Origin of the sequence: Pseudomonas sp. NY15435 (assembly GCF_048068295.1) — a bacterium.
Taxonomy (GTDB): Bacteria; Pseudomonadota; Gammaproteobacteria; order Pseudomonadales; family Pseudomonadaceae; genus Pseudomonas.
Window position 1 is genome coordinate 537,236 of record NZ_JBLUQA010000005.1, and the last position, 22,504, is coordinate 559,739.

Consider the following 22,504-nt stretch of genomic DNA (forward strand, 5'->3'; position numbering starts at 1 on the left):
GTTTCATTGGTTGAACTTGATCTTGCTCCAGCTGCGGGTCATCAGGCGCATGATCTTGGGCGGCGGCGCCTTGGCGATGTACAGCTTGTCGAGCACGGCCTGGCTCGGGTAGACCTCGGGGTTGTTCTGCATTTCCTCGGGCAGCAGGGTCTTGGCGTCAGCGTTGGCGCTGGGGTAGCCGACGTACTCGCTGATGCCGGCGATCACCTTCGGATCGAGGATGTAGTTGATGAACGCCAGGGCCTGTTCCGGATGGCCGGCATCCGAGGGGATCGCCATCAGGTCGAACCACAGGTTCGCGCCTTCCTTGGGAATGCTGTAGGCGATCTCGATGCCGTTCTTGGCTTCCTTGGCCCGCGCTGCCGCCTGGAACACGTCGCCGGAGTAGCCGAAGGCCACGCAGATGTTGCCGTTGGCCAGGTCCGAGATGTACTTGGACGAGTGGAAGTAGGTGACGTACGGACGCACCGCCACCAGCTTGGCCTCGGCCTTGGGGTAGTCCGCCGGGTTGGTGCTGTTGGGGTCCAGGCCCAGGTAGTTGAGCACCGAGGGGATCATCTCGTCGGGCGAGTCCATGAAGGCCACGCCGCACGCGCTGAGCTTCTTGATGTTCTCCGGCTCGAACAGCACGGACCACGAATCGATCTTGTCGACGCCCAGCACCTGCTTGACCTTGGCGACGTTGTAGCCGATGCCGTTGGTGCCCCACAGGTAGGGCACCGAATGCTTGTTGCCCGGGTCGTTCTGTTCCAGCAGCTTGAGCAGCGTCGGGTCCAGGTGCTTCCAGTTCGGCAGCTTGCTGCGGTCGAGTTCGAGGAACACGCCGGCCTGCACCTGGCGGGTCAGGAAGTGGTTGGATGGCACCACCACGTCGTAACCGGAGCGGCCCGCCAGCAGCTTGCCTTCCAGGGTCTCGTTGGAGTCGAAGACGTCGTACACCGGCTTGATCCCGGTGGTCTTCTGGAAACCGGCGAGGGTGTCCGGAGCGATGTAGTCGGTCCAGTTGTAGATGCTGACCGTCGGTTCAGCGTGCACGGCCGAGGCCATCATGGCCAGGGCGAAGGGCGCAAGGGTGCGCAGCAGTCTCATGGGGACTCCCGAATTGTTGTTGTGAAGTCGGTTGAGAGGGATCAGACGCTCAGCAGGAGGAACTCGCGCTCCCAGGAACTGATCACCCGCTTGAAGTTCTCGTGCTCGGTGCGCTTCACCGCCACGTAACCCTGCACGAACTTCTCGCCGAGGAATTCCTTGAGCACGGCGCAGTCTTCCATCTGCTGCAGCGCATCCTCGATGGTGATCGGCAGACGCAGGTTGCGGCGCTCGTAGGCGCGGCCCTGGACGGCGGCGCTGGGGTTGATCTGCTCGATCATGCCCAGGTAGCCACAGAGCAGGCTGGCGGCCAGCGCCAGGTAGGGGTTGGCGTCCGCGCCCGGCAGGCGGTTTTCCACGCGCATGGCGATCGGCGGAGCGGCGGGGACGCGCAGACCCACGGTGCGGTTTTCTTCGCCCCATTCGACGTTCACCGGCGCGGAAGTGTCCGGCAGGAAGCGGCGGAAGGAGTTCACGTTGGGCGCGAACATCGGCAGCACTTTCGGGATGTACTTCTGCAGGCCGCCGATGTAGTGCAGGAACAGCTGGCTCATGGAGCCGTCTTCGGCGGCGAAGATATTCTTGCCGGTGGCAATGCCCAGCACGCTCTGGTGAATGTGCATGGCGCTGCCGGGCTCGTCGGTGATCGGCTTGGCCATGAAGGTGGCGCTGACGTCATGCTTGAGCGCGGCTTCGCGCATGGTGCGCTTGAACACGATGATCTGGTCGGCCAGGCTCAGCGCGTCGCCGTGACGGAAGTTGATTTCCATCTGCGCCGGGCCGTCCTCGTGGATCAGCGTGTCCAGGTCCAGGCCCTGCAGTTCGCACCAGTCGTAGACGTCTTCGAACAGCGGGTCGAATTCGTTGGCGGCGTCGATGGAGAAGCTCTGGCGACCGCTTTCCGGGCGGCCGGAGCGGCCGACGGGGGCTTCCAGCGGGAAGTCCGGGTCGCTGCTGCGCTTGGTCAGGTAGAACTCCATTTCCGGCGCAACGACGGGGCTCCAGCCCTTGTCGGCGTACAGCTTGAGCACGCGCTTCAAGACGTTGCGCGGAGACAGCTCGATGGGGTTGCCGACCTTGTCGAAGGTGTCGTGGATGACCATCGCGGTCGGCTCTAGCGCCCAGGGCACCAGGAAGATGGCGTCCGGGTCGGGGCGGCAGACCATGTCGATGTCCGCTTCGTCGAGCAGGTCGTAATAGACGTCGTCATCGACGAAATCGCCGGTGACGGTCTGCAACAGAACACTTTCGGGGAGACGCATGCCCCCCTCGCCGAGGAACTTGTTGGTGGGGGAAATCTTGCCGCGGGCGATGCCGGTGAGATCGCTCACCACGCATTCGACTTCGGTGATTTTCTGTTGCTTCAGCCGTTGCTCCAGTTGCTCGGCGGGGGTGGTCATACAAGCCTCGGTTTTTTGGTTTTGTAGTGAATGCACATGCAGCGGGGGTGCTGCCAGGCGAGGCTAGTGTCGGCTGGAGGCACGAGTGCGTTCTATCCACTTTGCGCAAGGCTTGGAAATCGCTTTGAAAAAGCTGCCTTCTGAAATGCAGTCAGCCCCGGACACCGAGGGTGTCCGGGGCTGCCGGTGTGAGTGGAGAGTCTGGGGAATCAGACGCCGGATTTGATCCGGCTCCAGTCGCGGGTGATCAGGCGCAGGATCGAGGGGCTCGGCGGCAGGCTGACGTACATGCCCTTGACCAGTTGCGCGTCCGGATAGACCGCCGGGTTGCCGCGGACCTTCTCGTCCATCAGCGCCTTGGCCGGTACGTTGGCGTTGGCGTAGTGCAGGTAGTCGCTGGTTTTCGCGATCACGTCCGGGCGCATCAGGTAGTTGATGAAGGCATGGGCGCCCTCGGGATTGCGCGCGTCCTTGGGAATGGCCAGGTTGTCGAACCAGATGTTGGTGCCTTCCTTCGGCACGCTGTACTCCACCTGCACCGAACCGCCGGCTTCCTGGGCGCTTTTCTGCGCCTGCAACACGTCGCCGGAGAAGCCGATGGCGATGCAGACGTTGCCGTTGGCGAGGTCGGCGATGTACTTGGTGGAGCTGAAGTAGGTCACCGAGGGCTTGAGGCTTTCCAGCAGCCTGGTTCCGGCTTCGTAGTCCGCCGGGTTGTTGCTGTTCGGGTCCTTGCCCAGGTAGTGCAGGGCCAGTGGCAGGATCTTCGCCGGCGAGTCGAGGAAGGCCACGCCGCAGCCCTTGAGCTTGGCGAGGTTCTCCGGCTTGAACACCAGGTCCCAGGAATCCAGTGGTGCGTCGGCGCCCAGCGCCGCCTTGATTTTCGCCGGGTTGTAGCCGATGCCGACGGTACCCCACAGGTAGGGGACGGCGAAGCGGTTGCCGGGGTCGGACTGGGCCACGCGGGCCAGCAGGTCGGAGTTGAGGTTCTTGCGGTTGGGCAGCAGCGCGTCATCCAGCGGGCGGTAGACGCCGGCCTTGAGCTGCCGGGCGAGGAAGTCCGCCGAGGGCACCACCACATCGAAGCCGGAATGCCCGGTGAGCAGCTTGGCCTCCAGCACTTCGTCGGACTCGAAGGCGTCGAGCACCACCTTGATCCCGGTTTCCTTCTGGAAGTCCGCCAGCACGGTGGGCCCGATATAGTCGGCCCAGTTGGCGAAATGCACCTCTTGCGGCGCCGCCATTACCGGCAACGCGGCGCCGGCCAGCAGACCGGCCAGACAACCCAAAGCACGCTTGTTCATCTTCACTCCTGGGGGCGTCGGCTAGCGCGGCGCCCATGCGATCGGCAGGTGGGAATCGGGCCTTGTTCTGTTGTTGTCGGCCCTGGCCGAAAACTAGGCGCGGCGCGGTCTGGCGTCGTTCTTCCGTGCACGGGCGGAATCGGTCATGCTCCTGCGGACCCGCGACACTGTGCAGCGCGCTGACGGCGCCCTACGCTGCGGGCCCAGGCGGAGGGAAAACCATGAATGATGAAACCGAGCGCACCCGCGAAGTGGTCACGCGCTACCACCAGTGCTGGATGAACCGCGACGTCGAGGGCGTGCTGGCGATGTTCCATCCGCAGGTTCAGTACTGCGACTTCTACAACGACCTGGAAATCCCCGCCAGCGAGCTGCCCGGCTATATTCGCACCGCCATGCCGCGCAGCCCGCAACACCATATCGAGCACATCGACCAGATTCGCGCCGATGGTGACACCGCCTTCATTCAGTACCGCTCGCGCCTGACGCTGCGGCGCAGCAGCCGGCTGGCGTCGTTCCGCGCCAGCGAAGCGATTACCGTGCGCGACGGGCTGATCTGGCGCGTCCACGAGTACGCCACGCCGGTGCGCGAGCAGCGCGAGGAGGGCGTCAAGGACCAGCGCCGCCTGGGGCTGAACTCCGCGCAGGTGGGGAAGATGCTGCTGGATATCGAGTCCTACTTCGGCAGCGCCCATCCCTATCTCGACCCGGAGATGGACCTGGAGCGCCTGGCGCGGGCCACCGGCTACACACGCAACCAGATTTCCTATCTGCTCAACCAGGTGCTCGGCCAGAGCTTCTATCGCTACCTGAACCAGGCGCGTATCGGCCATCTGCTGGAGCGTCTTCGGGACGAACCGACGGCGCGCATCGACGAACTGGCGTTCGCGGTGGGCTTCAATTCGCTGTCGGTGTTCTACCGCTGCTTTCGCGAGCACACCGGTCAGCCACCGCGCGCGTACCTGGCGGCGCTACAGGAAGGACGCCCGGCCTGAGCGGCCGGGCGTGTCGCTCAGAGCACCGCGTCGAGCAGTCGATACCAGGCAATGCCTACGCCCAGGTACAGGCGTTGCAGCCCGTGGAAGGGGATCGGCCGCACCGGCGTGACCGGGAAGGGGAAGTCCTTCTCGCGGTCCAGCAAACGCTCTGCCAGGTGCCGGCCCAGGGTCGAGGCCATGGCGATGCCCCGACCGTTGTAGCCCAGCAGGATGCTGAGGTTGGGTGCCGGTTCGTGCAGGCGTGGCATGAAGTCCGGCGTCAGCGCCACGCGGCCACTCCACTGGTACTCGAACTCGACCTCCGCCAACTGCGGGAACAGCCCCAGCAGCGAGCGCTTGAGATGCAGCCAGTCACCGGGTGAGCGCGGCTCGGCGAACGGGCCGCGACCGCCCAGCAGCAGCCGGCCACGGGCGTCCTGCTTGAAGTACAGCAGCAGCCTCCGCGCATCCGAGCAGACCTCGCCACCGGGCAGTACGCTGCGCCGCAGGTGCTCCGGCAAGGGTTTGGTTGCAACGATGAAGCTGTTGGCGGCGATCACCGTCTGCCGCAGCTTCGGCCAGAGGTCATCGCTGTAGCCGTTGGTGGCGAGGATCACCCGCTCGGCGGTGACCGTGTGCCCCGCGGCGGTGGTGAGCTGCCAGCCGCTGCCATGGCGGCGCAGGTTGGTCACGCGGTTGTGTCCGTGGATGTCCGCGCCTTCGCTCAGCGCTGCTCGCGCCAGGCCGCGCACGTAGCTCAGTGGCTGCACGCTGCCGGCGCGCGGGTCGACCCAGGCGCCGAGGTAGTCGTCGCTGCCGATGCGCCGGGCGACGTTGCTCTTGTCGAGCATCTCCACCGGGACGTCGAGCTGGCGCCACTGCTCGGCGCGTTTCTCGATGGCGCGCAGGGCGGCCGGCGAGGCAGCTGGTTGAATCCAGCCCTTGCGAGTGGCTTCGCAGTCGATGTCGTAGCGGCGGATCAGTTCGAAGACTTCATCGGCAGCGCCGCCGGCGACGTCGATCAGGCGCTCGGCCTTGTCGCCGCCGAACATCCGGCGCAGGTCATCGGGGTCATGCTTGAGGCCGGGAATCACCTGCCCGCCGTTGCGCCCGGAGGCGCCCCAGCCCGGCTCGCCGGCATCCAGCACGCAGACGCGCACGCCGTGGCGGGCCAGGTGCAGGGCGGTGACCAGCCCGGTGTAGCCGGCACCGACGATGGCGACGTCGACCTGTTTGTCTTCAGTCAGCGCCGGTGTGGCCGGGCTGGCGCTCGCGGTGGCCGCCCAGAGCGAGGGCGGCAATGCCAGGGGGTGGGCACTCATGCCTGGCCTCCGTCGGTGTTGAGCAGGCGGCGGAGGAACTCCTGGGTGCGCGGCTGGCTCGGCGCGCCGAGCACATCCTTGGCCGCGCCTTCCTCGACGATCCGGCCGCCATAGAGGAAGCACACCTTGTCCGCCACTTCGCGGGCGAAGCCCATCTCGTGGGTCACCACGACCATGGTCATGCCTTCGTCGGCGAGCTTGCGCATCACCGCCAGGACTTCACCCACCAGTTCCGGGTCCAGCGCCGAGGTCGGCTCGTCGAAGAGAATCGCCTTGGGCCGCATCGCCAGCGCACGGGCGATGGCAACGCGCTGTTGCTGGCCGCCGGAGAGCTCGTCCGGGTAAGCGTCCATGCGGTGGCTCAGGCCGACTTTTTCCAGCAGCGCGCGAGCGTGCTCACGGGCCTGGTCCGGGCGTTCCTTCTTCACGTACACCGGGCCTTCCATGACGTTCTGCAAAGCGGTGCGGTGCGGGAACAGGTTGAAGCGCTGGAACACCATCGCCACCTGGGTGCGGATTTCGTGGATGGAGTTGGCGTGGCGATCGACGCGCTCCTGGCCGACCAGGATGTCGCCACCCTCGTAGGTTTCCAGGCCGTTGATGCAGCGCAGCAGGGTGGACTTGCCCGAGCCGGACGGGCCGATCAGGCACACCACCTGGCCGCTCTCGACCGACAGGTCGATACCTTCGAGGACGCGGGTGCTGCCGTAGCTTTTGTGCAGCGACTGGATGCGGATCATGCTTTCTTCCTCGTGGCGATGCGCGCTTCGAGGCGGCGCAGGGCGAACGACAGCGGCAGGCTGAGGGCCAGGTAGAGCAGGGCGACCAGGGTGTAGACGGTCATGTTCTCGAAGGTCGAGGAGGCGATCAGCTGGCCGGCGCGGGTCATCTCGGCGACGGTGATGGTGGACACCAGCGAGGAGTCCTTGAGCATCATCACCAGGGTGTTGCCGTAGGGCGGCAGGGCGATGCGGAAGGCCTGCGGCAGGACCACCCGGCGCATGATCATGGGACCGCGCATGCCGAGGGACTCAGCCGCTTCGATCTGCCCCTGCTGGATGGCCTGGATGCCGGCGCGGAAGTTCTCCGCCTGGTACGCCGAGTAGGCGATACCCAGGCCGATGATGCCGGCCTGCATGGCGCTGAGCTGCACGCCGAAATCCGGCAGCACGAAGTAGATGTAGAACAGCTGCACGATGATCGGCAGGCCGCGGATCACGTTGACCACGGAGATGCCGAACAGCGCGACGGCGCGGACTTTCGACACCATCATCAGGGCGAAGGCCAGGCCGATGAGTGAGCTGAGCAGGAAAGAGGCAATCGTGACTTGCACGGTGACCACCGCGCCATTCAGGAGAATGGGCAGGAAGTCCAGGGCATTCTGGAAAAACATGGGCTTGTCCGTGGGCGGAAATCAGGGGCGGCCGTCACCCTTCACCGGGCGCGAGGCTCCGGCGAAAGGCGCGGGTGATGCTTGGGAAAGGCGTGAAGCAGGCGGACGTCAGTCCAGGTGCCACTTGCCGATGATGCCGGCCAGGGTGCCGTCGGCCTTGATGCTGGCGATGCCCTTGTTCACCTGGGCGAGCAGCGCTGGGTCGCCCTGGCGCAGGATCAGGCAGACCTCGCCCTTGATCTGCGGCTGGTAGCTGTCCACCAGGCGCACCTTCTTCAGCGTGCCCTTGGCCATCTGGTAGGCAAGGATCGGGTGGTCGCCGAAGCCGGCCTTGATGCGCCCCAGGGCCAGGTCGCGGGTGAGGTCGGCGAGGGAGTCGTAGCCGCGCACCTCCTTGAAGATGCCACGCTGGTTGAGCTTGTCGATGAAGATGGTGCCAACCTGGGCGCCAACGATCTCGCCCTTGAAGTCATCCATGCTGGTGTAGGCCTTGTCGTCGTCGGCGCGCACCACCAGGCCTTCGCCGTACTCGAACACCGGGTCGGAGTACTGCACCACTTTTTCCCGCTCGGGGGTGCGCAGCATGGCGGCGGAGATCAGGTCGATCTTCTTCGCGGTGAGCGAGGGGATGAGGGCGGCGAAGGTAGTCTGGGCGATTTCCACGTCGAAGCCGCCGGCCTTGGCCACGGCCTGGGCGGAGTCGACCATCATGCCCTGGATGCTGTTGGTCTTGACGTCGAGGAAGGTGAAGGGAACGCCGGTGGCGGTGGCGCCAACCTTCAGCGGTTCGGCCTGGGCAGCCAGGGATGCGGCGCAGCTGGCGACGAGCGCGATAGCGCAGGAAAACACGCGGAGGCGAGGATGCATGGATGAACTCCCATTTGACGCGGATTGTTGTCTTTATGCGTTATGGATAGCCTCGAGTATCGGCAGGAGGCGTTGGTCGCAATATAAATGATTTACAAGAATCGTAAAGAGATTTATAAATATCGCATATCGATATTTATAGCCTGATCCAAGGCGTTCCCCTCGCAAGGACGAGACATGAGCGACAACGAAAACAGCCTGTTCAACCAGTCGTTGGAAAAGGGCCTGGCGGTGCTGCGCGCCTTCAATGCTCGCAACCGCACCATGAACCTGGCGGAGGTGGCCGAGGCCGCGGACATCACCAAAAGTTCGGCGCAGCGCATGATCCACACGCTCGAAGCGCTGGGGTACGTCAACAAGCACCCGCAGACCAAGCGCTTCCAGTTGACCCCGCAGGTGATGGAGATCGGCTACAACTACCTCGCCGCCGATACCCTGGTGGACGTCGCCAATCCCTTTCTCGCCGAGCTGGCGCAGACTACCGGCGAGACCACCAACCTCACCGAGCCGGTGCGCACCGACATGCTCTACGTCGCACGCTTCGTCGGGCCGAAGTTCATCCCCATCCATCTGCCCATCGGCAGCCGCATCCCCATGTACTGCACCGCCTCGGGCCGCGCCTTCCTCAGTGCGCTGAGCGACGATGAGGTGCTGGAGTTGCTGCAGGACAGCGACCTGTCCAGCCACACCCAGTACACCCGCACTTCGCTGGAGGAAATCCTCAGCGAGATTGCCGAAATTCGGCGCAAGGGTTATGCGATCAACAGCGAGGAACTGTTCCTGGGAGACATGGCGGTGGCTGCGCCGGTACGCAACAGCCAGGGCCGCCCGGTCGCTTCGGTACACGTGGTGGCGCCCACCAGCCGCTGGACCCGCGAGGACGCTGAACGCCGCCTGGCGCCAGCGGCCATCGAGTGCGCGCGGGCAATCAGCACCTCGATCAGGACTTTGTGATAACCGCAGTGATCGGTCGCCGGTCAGTGCGGATCGGAGGTGAGTGCGGCAGCGATGAAGCGGACTTCAGGCACGTCTGTCTTCCGAAGACGCGAGCATCGAAATCGGCCATGCAGATTGCCTACGTATAGGACTTTTCCGACAGAAGCCTAGGAGTAAGACGACCGCCACCCCCAACGTCGCTCCCTAGAATTCGGCGGGTGTCGCAGGCCATGCCTGCGAAAACTTCCCACTGATTCGAGGCTGTGACAATGAAACTCCGTGTGTTGGTGGTAGCGATCGGCGCAATCACCGGCCTGGCTGGTTGCGGCCAGGGCGAACCCTCCAAGGCCCAGGTCCAGGCAGGGTGGGTTTCCACCCCCGCGCTGCCGATTATCAAGGAGGCGGTCCGTTCGCTGTCGCCGACCTTCAATGGCAAACGTGTTCCGGTGCTGGTCAACCAGCTTTGTTTACTGGCGGCGGGGCAGGTGAGTGCTGAACAGAACCGCGCCCAACTCGCCTCGATGGGCTTCGTTCCGGAGCAGATGCCGCACCAGGGCGGTGATGGCCTGGCCCTGCTGGTGAATGGCGACCGGGCAGCCCAGGCAACCGCCTGCGCCGCCTACCAGGCCAGTGCCGCGCTGGTGCCGGTGAATCCCCAGGAGCTGATGCGTGATGTGGTGACCAAGCCCAAGGCGGCCACCCCTTCGACGGCGGAAGACAAGGCGCACACCTCAAAGGAGCATACGCAGAAGGGTGAGGCCGAGAGCCCTGCCGTCGCCAGGGCCGAGCACGAGCGTGAGCTCGATCCCCAGGCGCTGAATCGCCTGCTGCCGTTGCGCATGGCCCAGGCGCGCGCGGATGCGGATATCTTCGCCTATATAGCCCAGCGGCTGGCGGAACAACCGGGGCTGAGCGTGGCGCAGTATGGCGACCAGGCCCGCCGGCTGTTCGCTACCCTGGCGCCGTCCTACCTCCGACTGGTGCAACAGCATCTGCCGGCCGCCAGCGCGACGATGCGCCTGAACCAACTGGATGCCTACCACCTGAGCTTCGATAGCGACGAGGGTGCCCGCTACAGCGCGGCGAGCTTCGGTGGTATGACGCTGGAGCAGGACGGGCAGCTCTGGCTCGGCCGTGGCCTGATCCAGGGGACTGATTATCGGGTCCAGGCGACCTACATCGTCCCTGGAGCCGTTGGCCCCCAGAGCACGCATTGACGTCCCCGGGCGGGCGCGCGCCCCGCCCGCTTCGTCGCTTCCCCGAGCGCCACGCGTACGATTTATCTGCCTTGCCAGCTGAGCGGCGCTCCAGTTGTCGTCGTTTCAACCGATACCCACACCCGCTTCCTCCAGCCCGCGGTTTGCGTGCCTGCTCATGCAATCTTTTTCCGTTCGCGACGGCGCTCTGGCAGATGTCGCTCGCGCACGCCGGAGACAGAGCAGCCGCGTATCCCCACCGGTAGCAATTGTTCGAAATCGGTGATGACAGGGCTTTCCGGGATTAGGAAATACCCTACGCCGCCTTCAGGGGGTCCTGAGTTCTCTGAAGTCCCTCGCTCCTTAGCATCTGCGCACCCGCCCACCAGACGCTCGCGATGTCTCGGTTGACAGCGGCTACCAACTGCTAACTGGAGACATTTCATGAATTTCGTATATCGCAGCGTCTGGTGTGAGAAGACGGGCACCTATGTGGCTGCATCCGAATTGGCGAAAGGTAAAACTAAGTCGCCAACCTCCTCTATTCGCGCCTTGTTGCTGGCTGCACTAGCGGCGGGGGGGACGGGTTTTGTGGGCTTGGCGTCGGCAGATTCCTTTGAGGCCGGCACGTCTATTAGCAATGGCCTCGCAGTCGGGACAGGCTCCTACGCGGATGCGTCGGGGGCAGCAAACGCTGCCGTTGCCGTCGGCATTAATGCCAACGCTGTCGGTAATGCCGCCGCACTGGGCTCCAACAGCAAGGCAGTTACTCGCGCCACAGCGGTCGGTGGTGCCGCGACTGCCGATGGCAATCGGACGACAGCGCTGGGCTACTATTCCCACGCCACAGGAGACTCTTCCATGGCGCTAGGGCCAGCAGCTGTTACCACCGTTGACGCAGTCAATGCGGTCGTAGTTGGTGTCAGTGGCTCTGCAAGCGCAGCAAATGCGGTGGCCATCGGCGCATCTGCATCTGCCACCGCTGCGAACTCTGTTGCGCTGGGTGCTGGCTCTACAACTACCGCCAACCTGAGCCAAGCAGGATGGAATCCTGGCAGCGGCACCCTGGCAGGGACCGCGTCAACGAACAATGGCGAAGTCTCTATCGGCTCTGCTGGCGCCGAACGTCGTCTGACCAACCTGGCTGCCGGCTCGGCGGCCACCGACGCGGTCAACGTCAGCCAACTGCAGTCTGAAGATGCCAAGGTCAACCAGATCGGTAATGACACAGCCAGCGCTCTGGGCGGTGGCTCTACCTACAATGCCTCGACAGGGCAAGTCGGTTCACCCAGCTATAGCGTTACCAATGCTGACGGCTCGACTTCCACAGTCAATAACGTGGGGGATGCGATTACCAAGCTGGACGGTCGCACTGTTCAAAACACGACGGACATCAACAACCTCTCCACCAGCATCAATAACGGGTCTGTCGGTCTGGTCCAGCAGGCTGGCGTGGGCGCCAACCTGACCGTCGGCAAGAGCACCGATGGCGCAGCAGTGGACTTCGCCGGCACCGCCGGTGCGCGCAAGCTGATCAATGTCGCTGATGGCACTGTTGCCAGCGGCAGCAAGGACGCCGTCAACGGAGGTCAGTTGTTCGCCGTCAGCAATCTTGCCACCACCACCAATCGTTACTTCAAGGCAGGTGGTCTGAATGACGGCACCGACGATGCCGCTGCCACTGGCAAAGGTATTGCCGTCGGTGCCGGGGCGACCGCCATCTCTAACGGTGATTCGACTGCAGGCCCGATTGCAATCGGCGCGCGGTCCAGGGCAGCGGCTGTTGCCTCGCAATACAACAGTTTCTTGAATCCGGACGGATCAGGCGTTGTAGATTCCGTTGCAATTGGTTCGGATTCTGCGGCCTCTGGTGCCGGAGCGTTGGCAGTTGGTGTGGGCGCCAAGGCCAATTTCACCAACATCGCCATTGGTGAGTTTGCCGATACCAGTGGCGGCGCACGCAACACGATGGCTGTCGGACAAGGTGCCACTTCCACCGGATTCAACTCCGCGGCGATTGGCTTGAAAGCGACTACCTCAGGCTCTTCCTCGGTTGCCTTGGGGGACTCCGCCAATGCATCGGCTTCGAACTCGGTCGCACTGGGTGCCAACTCGACCACCACCGCCAACCTGGCTGCGGCAGGCTACAACCCGGGTAGCGGCACCTTGTCGGGGATCGCATCTGCTTCCAAGGGCGAAGTCTCCATCGGCTCGGCGAACAATGAACGCCGTCTGACCAATCTTGCGGCCGGCTCTGCGGCGACCGACGCGGTGAACGTGAGCCAGTTGCAGTCCGAGGACGCCAAGGTCAACCAGGTTGGCAGCAGCACCGCCAGCAGCTTGGGTGGTGGCTCCAGCTTCGATGCTTCGACCGGGCAGATCAGCGCGCCGTCCTACGCTGTTACCAATGCCGATGGCTCGACCTCTACCGTCAACAACGTCGGGGATGCAATCACCAAGCTGGATGGTCACACCGTACAGAACACCACGGATATCACCAACCTCACCACCAACATCAACAACGGCAGCGTGGGCCTGGTGCAACAGGCCGGTGCAGGCGCCAACCTGACCGTAGGCAAGGACACCGATGGCGCGGCGGTGGACTTCGCCGGCACCGCCGGTGCGCGCAAGCTGATCAATGTCGCCGACGGCACCGTCGCCAGCGGCAGCAAGGACGCCGTCAACGGTGGCCAACTGTTCGGCGTGAGCCAGTCGGTGGCCACTGCCATGGGCGGCGGTTCGACCGTCAACAGCGACGGCTCGATCTCCGCGCCGAGCTACGCCGTGACCAACCCGGATGGCTCGACCAGCACCGTCAACAACGTGGGCGATGCGATCAGCAACCTGGATGGCCGTACTACCCAGAACACCACCGACATCAACAGCCTGAACACCACCGTCAGCAACATGAGTGGTGTGATGGCCGATGCGGTGACCTACGACTCGTCCGCCCACGACAAGGTAACCTTCGGCAACGCCGGCACTCCGGTTCAGCTGACCAACGTCAAGGCGGGTGAACTGAGTGCCGCCAGCAGCGACGCGGTCAATGGCTCGCAGCTGTTCGCGACCAACCAGCAGGTGGGGCAGAACACTGCCGATATCAGCTCGCTGGATTCGCGCGTGACCACCAATGAAGGTGACATCAGCAATCTCGACGGCCGTGTGACCAACGTCGAAGGCGACGTCAGCAGCCTCACCACCAACATCAACAACGGCACCGTGGGCCTGGTGCAACAGGCCGGTGCAGGCGCCAACCTGACCGTAGGCAAGGACACCGATGGCGCGGCGGTGGACTTCGCCGGCACCGCCGGTGCGCGCAAGCTGATCAATGTCGCCGACGGCACCGTCGCCAGCGGCAGCAAGGACGCCGTCAACGGTGGCCAACTGTTCGGTGTCAGCCAGTCGGTGGCCACTGCCATGGGCGGCGGTTCGACCGTCAACAGCGACGGCTCGATCTCCGCGCCGAGCTACGCCGTGACCAACCTGGATGGCTCGACCAGCACCGTCAACAACGTGGGCGATGCGATCAGCAACCTGGATGGTCGCACCTCCCAGAACACCACCGACATCAACAGCCTCACCAACAACATCAACAACGGTTCGGTCGGCCTGGTCCAGCAGTCCGCTGCGGGCGAAAACCTGACCGTAGGCAAGGACACCGATGGCGCGGCGGTGGACTTCGCCGGCACCGCCGGTGCGCGCAAGCTGATCAATGTCGCCGACGGCACCGTCACCAGCGGCAGCAAGGACGCCGTCAACGGTGGCCAACTGTTCGGTGTCAGCCAGTCGGTAGCCACTGCCATGGGCGGCGGTTCGACCGTCAACAGCGATGGCTCGATCTCCGCACCGAGCTACGCCGTGACCAACCTGGATGGCTCCACCAGCACCGTCAACAACGTGGGCGATGCGATCAGCAACCTGGATGGCCGTACTACCCAGAACACCACCGACATCAACAGCCTGAACACCACCGTTACCAACATCGGCAGCACGTTGGCCGATGCGGTGACCTATGACTCGTCCGCCCACGACAAGGTGACCTTCGGCAACGCCGGCACGCCGGTGCAACTGACCAACGTCAAGGCGGGTGAACTGAGTGCCGCCAGCAGCGACGCGGTCAATGGCTCGCAGCTGTTCGCGACCAACCAGCAGGTTGGCCAGAACACCACCGACATCAACAGCCTCACCAACAACATCAACAACGGTTCGGTCGGCCTGGTCCAGCAGTCCGCTGCGGGCGAAAACCTGACCGTAGGCAAGGACACCGATGGCGCGGCGGTGGACTTCGCCGGCACCGCCGGTGCGCGCAAGCTGATCAATGTCGCCGACGGCACTGTCGCCAGCGGCAGCAAGGACGCCGTCAACGGTGGCCAACTGTTCGGCGTGAGCCAGTCGGTAGCCACTGCCATGGGCGGCGGTTCGACCGTCAACAGCGATGGCTCGATCTCCGCACCGAGCTACGCCGTGACCAACCTGGATGGCTCGACCACCACCGTCAGCAACGTCGGTGATGCGATCAGCAACCTGGATGGCCGTACCACTCAGAACACCACTGACATCAACTCCATCAATACCGCCATCACCAGCATGACCGGCGTGATGGGTGATGCGGTGATGTACGACTCGGCGGCCCACGACAAGGTGACCTTCGGCAACGCCGGCACTCCGGTGCAACTGACCAACGTCAAGGCTGGCGCCCTGACTGCGGACAGCACCGATGCCGTGACCGGCGCACAACTGTTCGCCACCAACAACCAGGTGTCGATCATCGATGGCCGTGTGACCAACCTGGAAGGCAGCGTGACCAACATCGTCAATGGCGGTGGCATCAAGTACTTCCACACCAGTTCCGGCAAGGCCGACTCGGTGGCCAGTGGTGCGGATGCGGTCGCCATTGGCGGCGGTGCCCAGGCGGGCGGCAGTGGTTCGGTGGCGCTGGGTGACAACGCGCAGGCGACCGGCAACGGCAACGTGGCGCTTGGCCAGAACGCCAGCGATGCCGGGCGTGGTGCGGAAACGCCCTATGTCGGCAAATACTCCGGCGCGAACAACGACAATGTCGTGGGCACCGTTTCCGTGGGCAATGCGGCCACCGGTGAAACGCGCACCATCAGCAACGTCGCCGATGGCGTGGCGGACAACGATGCAGTCAACCTGCGCCAGCTCGATGGCGCAGTGGCCGAGTCCAAGTCTTATACCGATGGCAAGGTCGATGGCCTGGCCGGCAGCGTCAGCAACGTGGTGGGCGACGTCAACGAGGTCAAGACCCGTGTCACCACGATCGAGAACAACGTGACTAACCTGCAGAATGGCACGGACGGCATGACGCAGGTGAACGACACCTCCCATCGCGGCAAGCCCAAGGTGACCGGCACCGACTCGGTGGCGGTCGGTGCTGGCGCCGAGTCCTCCGGCGCCAGCAGCACGGCCCTGGGCAACGGTGCTCGCGCCAAAGGCAAGAACTCGGTGGCTATTGGCACCGACTCCGTGGCTACGCGCGACAACTCCGTGGCAGTGGGCAGCGCCGGTAATGAGCGGCAGATCACCAGTGTGGCCGCCGGTACCGAGCGCACCGATGCGGTGAACCTGGGGCAGATGAACGACGCCCTGAGCGACTTCGCCAGCCAGTCCGACTCGCGCTACAACGCCCTGCGCAAAGACCTGCACGAGCAGGACGATCGCCTGAGCGCCGGCATCGCGGGTGCCATCGCCATCGCCAGCTTGCCGCAACCGATGGTCAACGGTGGCAGCACTACGTCGGTGGGCATCGGTAACTTCAATGGCCAGTCGGCGGTGTCGGTCGGCGTTTCGCACACCACCAACGACGGCAAATGGACCGCCAAGCTTGGGGGCAGCGTCGATACGCAGAACTCCTTCTCGGTAGGTGCAGGCCTGGGCTACAACTGGTAACACAGAGCAGACCGGGCCACCGTCAACCGGTGGTCTGGACTGTACGCAAATGAAAGCCCCGCCGTCGGCTCCGACGGCGGGGCTTTCTGCTGTTGGCGGGCGGGTGATGGTTGAACAGGTGAATATCCATGATCCCGCCTTTGGTTGCCGCGAGGCTGCCGCCCGACACCGGCGGCCTTCGAGTGTGCGGGCAATCAGAACGTTGCGAGGCCGATCAGGCGTTCGTTTGCAGTTGTTCGGGTGCCTCGTCGATGAGCCGATGCAACCGCGCCAGAGCCAGTTCGTAGTCGAAGCCATCAATGGCCGCGGCGATATCCCTCAGAGCGCCCGCGCAGGGCTGATCCCGATGGAATCCCAGCAATCTGCTGATCAGGTCGCCGGCACTGGTGTCGTTTGCTTCCAGTAAGTGCTGTAGCTGCCGAAGAGCGGCGGCGGCCTGTTCTTGCGTCATATCGGCCGCGGCCGATGGCGCCGACTGCACCGTGCGGAGCGATGTCAGACCTGTTTGTACGGTCTCCAGCCGAACTTGCAGGTCGAGCAGCAGATTCGAGATCACTTCCTCCGAGGCGGAGTTCCGGCAAGCGTCTTCCAGCGCCGCGGCAGCCTTGGCCAGCTCCAGGGCGCCGATGTTGGCAGCTGCTCCCCGCAGGGTGTGCGCCAGGCGCTGGCGGGCTGTCGAATCATCTGCCAGGGCCGCGACGCGGAACTGGTCAATGAAGTCCTGGTAGCCGGTGCGAAAACGCTGCAGTAGTCGTTCGTAGAGTGCCGCCTTGCCGGCACAGGTGGCCAGCCCGGCGCGGCTGTAGATACCCGGCAGGTCGAACTGGCTGGCAGCCGCTGCCGCCGGCGGCGCGCTTGCAGTGGCCGGGCGCTGCCGTGGTTCGATCCAGCGTGACAGGGTGAGGAACATGGCGGGCGGGTCGATGGGCTTGGCGATGTGATCGTTCATGCCGGCGGCCAGCGCCAGTTCGCGGTCCCCGGCCATGTTGTTGGCGGTCATGGCGATGATCGGCAACTGCGCCAGTTCCGGGCGCAGGCGCAGCGCCTGGGTGGCCGCGTAACCGTCGAGCACGGGCATCTGGCAGTCCATCAGCACGCAGTCGAAACACCTGTCGACGGCCAGCCGGTCCAGTGCTTCCTGGCCGTTGCCGGCCAGCACGACTTCGATGCCAACGTCGCCCAGCAGCTCCATCGCCAGCTCCTGGTTCAGCTCGTTGTCTTCCACCAGCAACACCCGGCTGCCGGCGATGCGGGCCACGGCCTCGTCGGTGGCGCTCTGGCGTTCGCGGCTACGCGGCTCAATGGCGCTCAGCTTGCCCAGGGCGATGTTGATCGACTCCAGCAGGGTGGAGGGCGTCACCGGCTTGGTCAGCACCGTGCCCAGCTCAACGCCGCGCTGCTGGGCGGCATCCAGCGCCTCATCGCGTCCGAAGGCGGTGACCATGATCACCGCCGGCACGTCCTTGCAGTGGCCGTCGTGGAGCCGCGCGACTACCTCGATGCCGTCCATGCCCGGCATCTGCCAGTCCACCAGAATCAACTGGTATGGCAACTGCCGCTGCTCGGCTTCGCTGATCCATTCGAGGGCTTCGTCGCCATTGCGCGCGACATCGACTTCCAGCCCGTAGCTCAGCGCCATGCCCGAGAGAATCTCGCGGGCCGAAGCGTTGTCGTCAACCACCAGGGCGCGCACGTCGAGCAGTTCGTCCGCTCGCAGCATGCGCCGCGGGGTAGCGGAGGAGGGGATGCCGAAGTGCGCGTGGAAGTGGAATACCGAACCCTTGCCCGGTTCGCTGTCCACCCAGATCTTTCCGCCCATGAGCTCCACCAGACTCTTGGAGATCGACAGCCCCAACCCCGTGCCGCCGTAACGGCGCGAAGTGGAGGAATCAGCCTGGATGAAGGACTGGAACATGCGTCCGCACTGCTCGGCGGTCATGCCGATGCCGGTGTCGCGCAGCCAGAAGTGCAGCTCCGCTTCCTGAGAGCCGAGCGTCACCGGCTCGATACCGAGGACGATTTCCCCGTGCTCGGTGAACTTCACTGCGTTGTTGCCCAGGTTCAGCAGGATCTGCCCCAGGCGCAACGGGTCGCCGACCAGGGAGGTCGGCAGGTCCTGGCTGAGCTGGAAGAGCAGTTCCAGGGATCGCTCCTCGGCCTTGAAACCGACCATCGCGGAAAACTGTTCGAGCACGTCTTCCAGGCGGAACTCGACATGCTCCACGCTCATCATGCCGGCCTCGATCTTCGAGAAGTCGAGGATATCGTTGATGATGCCCAGCAAACCCTCGGCGGAACGGTTCACCTTCTGCACATAGTTGTGCTGCCGCGCGTCGAGCCCGCTTCTGAGGGCCAGGCTGCTCATGCCGATGATCACGTTCATCGGCGTGCGAATCTCGTGGCTCATGTTGGCGAGGAACTCGCTCTTGGCGCGGGTCGCTTCCTCGGCCAGCTCTTTGGCGCGGCGCATCTCTTGCTCGACCAGCTTGCGCTCAGTGATGTCGTACAGCCAGGCAAGCATGGCGGGCTCGCCCTGGTGGATCATCGGCAGGTACGTGGCGAGAATGTCGCGCACGTTGCCCTGGCTGTCATACAGGCGAACCTCGCGCTCGAGCATTCGAGCGCCGGCTGCCAGCTCGTTCCAGATGGTATCTCGCTCCGTCTCGTCGACGTACAGCCCGGCAGCCTCGTCGCCGGCTCTGAGGCCGAAGCTGGTGGCGAACGCCGGGTTGACCAGGTGCAGGTGACCGTGCGTGGAGATGGCGACGCTGACCGGACTGCAATCGAGGATGTATTGCAGCTGCCTTTCACTTTCCAGCAGGGCCGAGGCCTGGCATTCCATCTGTTCGGCCTGCGTGCGGGTTTCCTTGAGCAGTTGTTCGGTGCGCGACGTGCGTTCGAGGATTTCCAGGTTCATGGCCAGCAGCGGGACGAATTCATCGAGCAGGGCGAGCTGGCTCGAGCCGAATTCCTGCAAGCTCTCCAGTGCCAGCACGCCGACCAGGCGGTCGCCATGGATCAGCGGCTGCAGGTCGAGCACCCGCGGCGGGGAGCATTCGCCTTCCACCTGAGGTTCGGGCAACAGCAGGTGGATCGCCGTACGCTGCTTCGCGCACTGACCGATCAGACCCTGGCCGATAGGCACTCGCGCCGGTGAGTCCGGGCCCGGCGCGTAGTTGCCCAGCAACACCAGCTCGGCGCTCTTCTCATCGTGAACATGCAGGGTGGCGCGTCGCAGCGCCAGGGGCGGGGCGAGCGTCTCCAGGGTGCGGTTGCCCAGCTCGCTGGATCCAGCGACGGATTGCATGGCGGTGCTGAGTGTTGCCACCTGCGTTTTTACCCAGCGCTGGTCCGCCATCTGGCGGGCTTCGGACTGCAGCGCGGTGATCGCGCGCGCCATCTCGCCGATTTCATTGGGGTAATCCTGGAAGGGCACCATCACGTTCAGCTCGCCCTTGCTCAGCGTGTCGACCGAGTGCCTGAGCTTCTCCGCGGGGCGGCGAATGGACAGGCTGATGAGAATGCCGAAGAGGAACCCGCCGCCTACGCATAGCGCGAGAAGCCAGAACGTCAGCTCGACACTGCGCAGAAAGTGCTCGGAGGCGCGATTGACCTCCAGGTCCGCGCCTGCGCGTTTGATTTGCCCGACCTCGGAAAGGGCCAGGTTGGCGACCTCGGCAGGGCGCTGGAGCTCAGTGGACGACAGCAGGGCAATCGCCGCGAGGTCCGAGGAGCGGCCCGCGCTGGCAGGTTGGTCGTTGAGTTGCAGCACCCGGTCGATCTGGCCCTGGTATTCCTCGTAGGCGACCTCGAAACGTATCAGTTCCTGCTGCGCGCGGGTGCGGTAGATGAGCGGGCGCGCCTGTTCGATCTCCTCGCGTAGAATCGCCTGGGTTTCCTTGAGTTGCTCCAATGCCTGTTCCCTGGCGCCGGGGTCCGCCGCGAGCACCGCCTGGCGAACGCTCCTGCCGAGGCTGGCCAGCGCGACACGGGCGGCATCGATATGGGCGAGGCCGAGCATTTCCTTTTCGTAGATCTGAGTGATCCGCTGAGTCTGCTCTCGCTGGACGTACAGGCTGTACAAGCCCATGAACAGGGCAAGCAGCAGTATGCCGCCAAACCCGAGCACCAACCGGGTCCTGAGCTTCAGTCGCTGTAGAAAGCCGAGTGGAGTTACCATCAAGCGGCCTCCTGGCAAACCTGCCTTGCTGCAGGGAGAGGTTTACGCCTTTCGGCCCGGCATGACGGCGGCGTCCGCTGATGCTTCCTTGTCACCGAACTGCTCGGCAATGCGGCGGAATTCGTCCTGCAATGTGAGGAAGGCATCCACCACGTCCGGATCGAAATGCAGGCCGCGCTGGCTGCGAATGTGCTCGACGGCGGCCTCGTGGGGCATGGCGTTCTTGTAGATACGCCGGCTGATCAGCGCGTCATAGACATCGGCCACCGCCATCAGCCGGGCCGACAGCGGGATCGCGTCGCCGGCCAGGCCCTGGGGGTAGCCGGAACCATCCCATTTTTCGTGGTGACCGTATGCGATCTGCTTGGCCAGACGCAGGAAGGGCACGTCCATGCCAAGGCGTTCTTCGGCCTTCTCCAGGGCATCGAGCCCGAGCGTGGTGTGCGTCTTCATGACTTCGAATTCATCGGTGGTGAGCCGGCCCGGCTTGAGCAGGATATAGTCCGGGATGCCGACCTTGCCGATGTCGTGCAGCGGGGCGGACTTGAACAGCAGCTGCCGGGTTTCCTCATCAAGATCAGCGGCGAAACGCGGGTGCTGCTGCAGGTGCTCGGCGAGCGTGCGGACATAGTGCTGGGTCCGGCGAATGTGGTTGCCGGTTTCGTTGTCACGGGTTTCGGCCAGGGAGGCCATGGCGATGATGGTGACGTCCTGGATGGCTGCCAGCTCGCGTGTGCGGCGCTGCACTTCCTGTTCGAGGAAGTCGTTCTGGTCGCGCAGGAAATCGGCGGCGGCCTTGATGCGCAACTGGTTGTCCACGCGCATCAGCACGGTCGGCGGGTTGATCGGCTTGGTCAGGTAGTCCACTGCGCCCAGCTCCAGGCCGCGAATCTCGTCGTCGGCCGCGCCCTGGGCGGTGATGAAGATCACCGGGATATGGCGCGTACGGGCCTCGCCGCGCAGGCGCCGGCAGACCTCGAAGCCGTCGATGCCGGGCATCATCACGTCCAGCAGGATAAGGTCAGGCGGCTCATCGGATTGGGCGATCTGCAATGCCTTTTCGCCGGTGCGTGCGGCCTTGACGCGGTACAGCAGCTTGAGCAGCTCCGAGAGGAGCGTCAGGTTCTCGGGGGCATCGTCGACGATCAGAATCGTCGGGCGAACAACGGGACCAGGTGCATTCATTGACCTTCCTCCGCCGATGGGGGCGCGCCACAGCACTTCCTTCGCACGCGCCGGGATCAGTATAGACCGCGCCGAGCGAGCCCCTGGGAGCATTCGGGGGGCCGGCTCGGGCGGCAATTCAGCCGTTGTGCTCCACCTCGACGAAGTGCCGTGTGCCGGCCTCGACGTCATAGATGTGGTAGTTGTTCATCATCCGTCCATAGAGATGCAGGCTGACCGCGCGCGGACGGTCGGCGGGGACGCCGGTGACGTGGATGTGGTCGGGATTGGGGACGAAGCTGGTGACCGCGCCGGGTGGCAGCAGGATCATGCCGCCCTTGACCAGCTCGATGCCTTCGTCGCGGTTGCGGTCGGCGGACAGGCACACGTAGCTGCGTTCCTCCAGCACGCCCTCGACTATGCCCACCACGCCCCAGCTGCCGTGGTCGTGTACCGGCGTCCACTGGCCCGGCGACCAGACCAGGGCGTAGAGCGACAGGTTGTCGTCCGGCGCCTGGTAGATCAGGTTGCGCGCATAGTGGAACGGGTCGCTCTGGTAGTGGTGCGCTTCGAGGAAGTCGCCGGCATGGGTCAGCAGCTCCATCATGAAGGGCGCCAGCGAGGCCACGCACTGGCAAGGTTCGGATTCCTGCCGGCTGAGCTGGGTGGCGTGTTCGATGAAGCGGGTGAGGGTGGCGTTGGGCATGAGCGGAGCGCTCCGGCGGGTGTTGTCGACACAACGAAATCACTCTAGCCGCTTTTGCGC

Annotated in this window: 14 protein-coding genes; 4 read left to right on the plus strand and 10 right to left on the minus strand. The window is 64.5% G+C overall.

Annotated features, from left to right (window positions below; genetic code table 11):
- Window positions 1-3: 3 nt before the first annotated feature.
- The 3 genes from ACNFH5_RS15330 to ACNFH5_RS15340 form a co-directional block, all read right to left on the minus strand.
- Window positions 4-1,089: a polyamine ABC transporter substrate-binding protein gene (locus ACNFH5_RS15330; RefSeq protein WP_416747245.1), complete on the minus strand. Its 1,086-nt coding sequence runs from the start codon at window positions 1,087-1,089 to the stop codon at window positions 4-6.
- A gap of 41 nt (window positions 1,090-1,130) precedes the next feature.
- Window positions 1,131-2,489, minus strand: coding sequence for a glutamine synthetase family protein (locus tag ACNFH5_RS15335; protein WP_416747247.1), 1,359 nt, complete (start codon window positions 2,487-2,489; stop codon window positions 1,131-1,133).
- A gap of 209 nt (window positions 2,490-2,698) precedes the next feature.
- Window positions 2,699-3,793: a polyamine ABC transporter substrate-binding protein gene (locus tag ACNFH5_RS15340; protein WP_416747249.1), complete on the minus strand. Its 1,095-nt coding sequence runs from the start codon at window positions 3,791-3,793 to the stop codon at window positions 2,699-2,701.
- A 221-nt stretch (window positions 3,794-4,014) separates the two neighbouring features.
- Here ACNFH5_RS15340 and ACNFH5_RS15345 point away from each other — a divergent pair, with 221 nt between their 5' ends.
- Entirely contained in the window at window positions 4,015-4,788 is a 774-nt protein-coding gene (locus ACNFH5_RS15345; protein WP_416747251.1) for a helix-turn-helix domain-containing protein, read from the plus strand.
- A 17-nt stretch (window positions 4,789-4,805) separates the two neighbouring features.
- Here the strand turns inward: ACNFH5_RS15345 and ACNFH5_RS15350 are convergent, their stop codons facing one another.
- The 4 genes from ACNFH5_RS15350 to ACNFH5_RS15365 form a co-directional block, all read right to left on the minus strand.
- Window positions 4,806-6,092: an NAD(P)/FAD-dependent oxidoreductase gene (locus ACNFH5_RS15350; protein ID WP_416747253.1), complete on the minus strand. Its 1,287-nt coding sequence runs from the start codon at window positions 6,090-6,092 to the stop codon at window positions 4,806-4,808.
- Window positions 6,089-6,832 carry an amino acid ABC transporter ATP-binding protein gene (locus ACNFH5_RS15355; RefSeq protein WP_416747255.1) on the minus strand — a complete coding sequence of 248 codons (744 nt, stop codon included), beginning with the start codon at window positions 6,830-6,832 and terminating at the stop codon, window positions 6,089-6,091. The genes ACNFH5_RS15350 and ACNFH5_RS15355 overlap by 4 nt, the downstream gene beginning before the upstream one ends.
- The gene (locus ACNFH5_RS15360) at window positions 6,829-7,485 is read right to left on the minus strand and encodes an amino acid ABC transporter permease (RefSeq protein ID WP_138520933.1); all 657 of its coding nucleotides are present in this window, start codon (window positions 7,483-7,485) and stop codon (window positions 6,829-6,831) included. The genes ACNFH5_RS15355 and ACNFH5_RS15360 overlap by 4 nt, the downstream gene beginning before the upstream one ends.
- Window positions 7,486-7,593: 108 nt before the next feature.
- Window positions 7,594-8,352 (minus strand): ABC transporter substrate-binding protein, encoded by a 759-nt coding sequence (locus tag ACNFH5_RS15365; RefSeq protein WP_236174127.1) that lies wholly within the window; start codon window positions 8,350-8,352, stop codon window positions 7,594-7,596.
- A 177-nt stretch (window positions 8,353-8,529) separates the two neighbouring features.
- Between ACNFH5_RS15365 and ACNFH5_RS15370 the strand changes: the two genes are divergently transcribed.
- The 3 genes from ACNFH5_RS15370 (at window position 8,530) to ACNFH5_RS15380 (ending at window position 16,394) form a co-directional block, all read left to right on the plus strand.
- The gene (locus ACNFH5_RS15370) at window positions 8,530-9,306 is read left to right on the plus strand and encodes an IclR family transcriptional regulator (protein WP_416747258.1); all 777 of its coding nucleotides are present in this window, start codon (window positions 8,530-8,532) and stop codon (window positions 9,304-9,306) included.
- Between the two features lie 251 nt (window positions 9,307-9,557).
- On the plus strand, window positions 9,558-10,505 hold the full coding sequence (locus ACNFH5_RS15375; RefSeq protein WP_416747260.1) for a hypothetical protein: 948 nt from the start codon (window positions 9,558-9,560) through the stop codon (window positions 10,503-10,505).
- A gap of 423 nt (window positions 10,506-10,928) precedes the next feature.
- Window positions 10,929-16,394 carry a YadA-like family protein gene (locus ACNFH5_RS15380; RefSeq protein WP_416747262.1) on the plus strand — a complete coding sequence of 1,822 codons (5,466 nt, stop codon included), beginning with the start codon at window positions 10,929-10,931 and terminating at the stop codon, window positions 16,392-16,394.
- A gap of 214 nt (window positions 16,395-16,608) precedes the next feature.
- Here the strand turns inward: ACNFH5_RS15380 and ACNFH5_RS15385 are convergent, their stop codons facing one another.
- From ACNFH5_RS15385 to ACNFH5_RS15395, 3 genes are all read right to left on the minus strand, one after another.
- The gene (locus ACNFH5_RS15385; protein ID WP_416747264.1) at window positions 16,609-20,574 is read right to left on the minus strand and encodes a response regulator; all 3,966 of its coding nucleotides are present in this window, start codon (window positions 20,572-20,574) and stop codon (window positions 16,609-16,611) included.
- Window positions 20,575-20,616: 42 nt separating this feature from the next.
- A complete protein-coding gene (locus ACNFH5_RS15390; RefSeq protein ID WP_416747266.1) occupies window positions 20,617-21,759 on the minus strand; it encodes an HD domain-containing phosphohydrolase in 1,143 nt (380 codons plus the stop codon).
- 118 nt (window positions 21,760-21,877) lie between these two features.
- Entirely contained in the window at window positions 21,878-22,444 is a 567-nt protein-coding gene (locus ACNFH5_RS15395) for a cysteine dioxygenase (RefSeq protein ID WP_416747268.1), read from the minus strand.
- Window positions 22,445-22,504: the final 60 nt, after the last annotated feature.

Coding starts and splice junctions, on each gene's coding strand:
- ACNFH5_RS15345 (WP_416747251.1), top strand. CDS start 4,015: ATGAATGATGAAACCGAGCGCACCCGCGAAGTGGTCACGCGCTACCAC.
- ACNFH5_RS15380 (WP_416747262.1), top strand. CDS start 10,929: ATGAATTTCGTATATCGCAGCGTCTGGTGTGAGAAGACGGGCACCTAT.
- ACNFH5_RS15385 (WP_416747264.1), bottom strand. CDS start 20,574: ATGGTAACTCCACTCGGCTTTCTACAGCGACTGAAGCTCAGGACCCGG.
- ACNFH5_RS15365 (WP_236174127.1), bottom strand. CDS start 8,352: ATGCATCCTCGCCTCCGCGTGTTTTCCTGCGCTATCGCGCTCGTCGCC.
- ACNFH5_RS15390 (WP_416747266.1), bottom strand. CDS start 21,759: ATGAATGCACCTGGTCCCGTTGTTCGCCCGACGATTCTGATCGTCGAC.
- ACNFH5_RS15375 (WP_416747260.1), top strand. CDS start 9,558: ATGAAACTCCGTGTGTTGGTGGTAGCGATCGGCGCAATCACCGGCCTG.
- ACNFH5_RS15335 (WP_416747247.1), bottom strand. CDS start 2,489: ATGACCACCCCCGCCGAGCAACTGGAGCAACGGCTGAAGCAACAGAAA.
- ACNFH5_RS15370 (WP_416747258.1), top strand. CDS start 8,530: ATGAGCGACAACGAAAACAGCCTGTTCAACCAGTCGTTGGAAAAGGGC.
- ACNFH5_RS15330 (WP_416747245.1), bottom strand. CDS start 1,089: ATGAGACTGCTGCGCACCCTTGCGCCCTTCGCCCTGGCCATGATGGCC.
- ACNFH5_RS15395 (WP_416747268.1), bottom strand. CDS start 22,444: ATGCCCAACGCCACCCTCACCCGCTTCATCGAACACGCCACCCAGCTC.
- ACNFH5_RS15355 (WP_416747255.1), bottom strand. CDS start 6,832: ATGATCCGCATCCAGTCGCTGCACAAAAGCTACGGCAGCACCCGCGTC.
- ACNFH5_RS15340 (WP_416747249.1), bottom strand. CDS start 3,793: ATGAACAAGCGTGCTTTGGGTTGTCTGGCCGGTCTGCTGGCCGGCGCC.
- ACNFH5_RS15360 (WP_138520933.1), bottom strand. CDS start 7,485: ATGTTTTTCCAGAATGCCCTGGACTTCCTGCCCATTCTCCTGAATGGC.
- ACNFH5_RS15350 (WP_416747253.1), bottom strand. CDS start 6,092: ATGAGTGCCCACCCCCTGGCATTGCCGCCCTCGCTCTGGGCGGCCACC.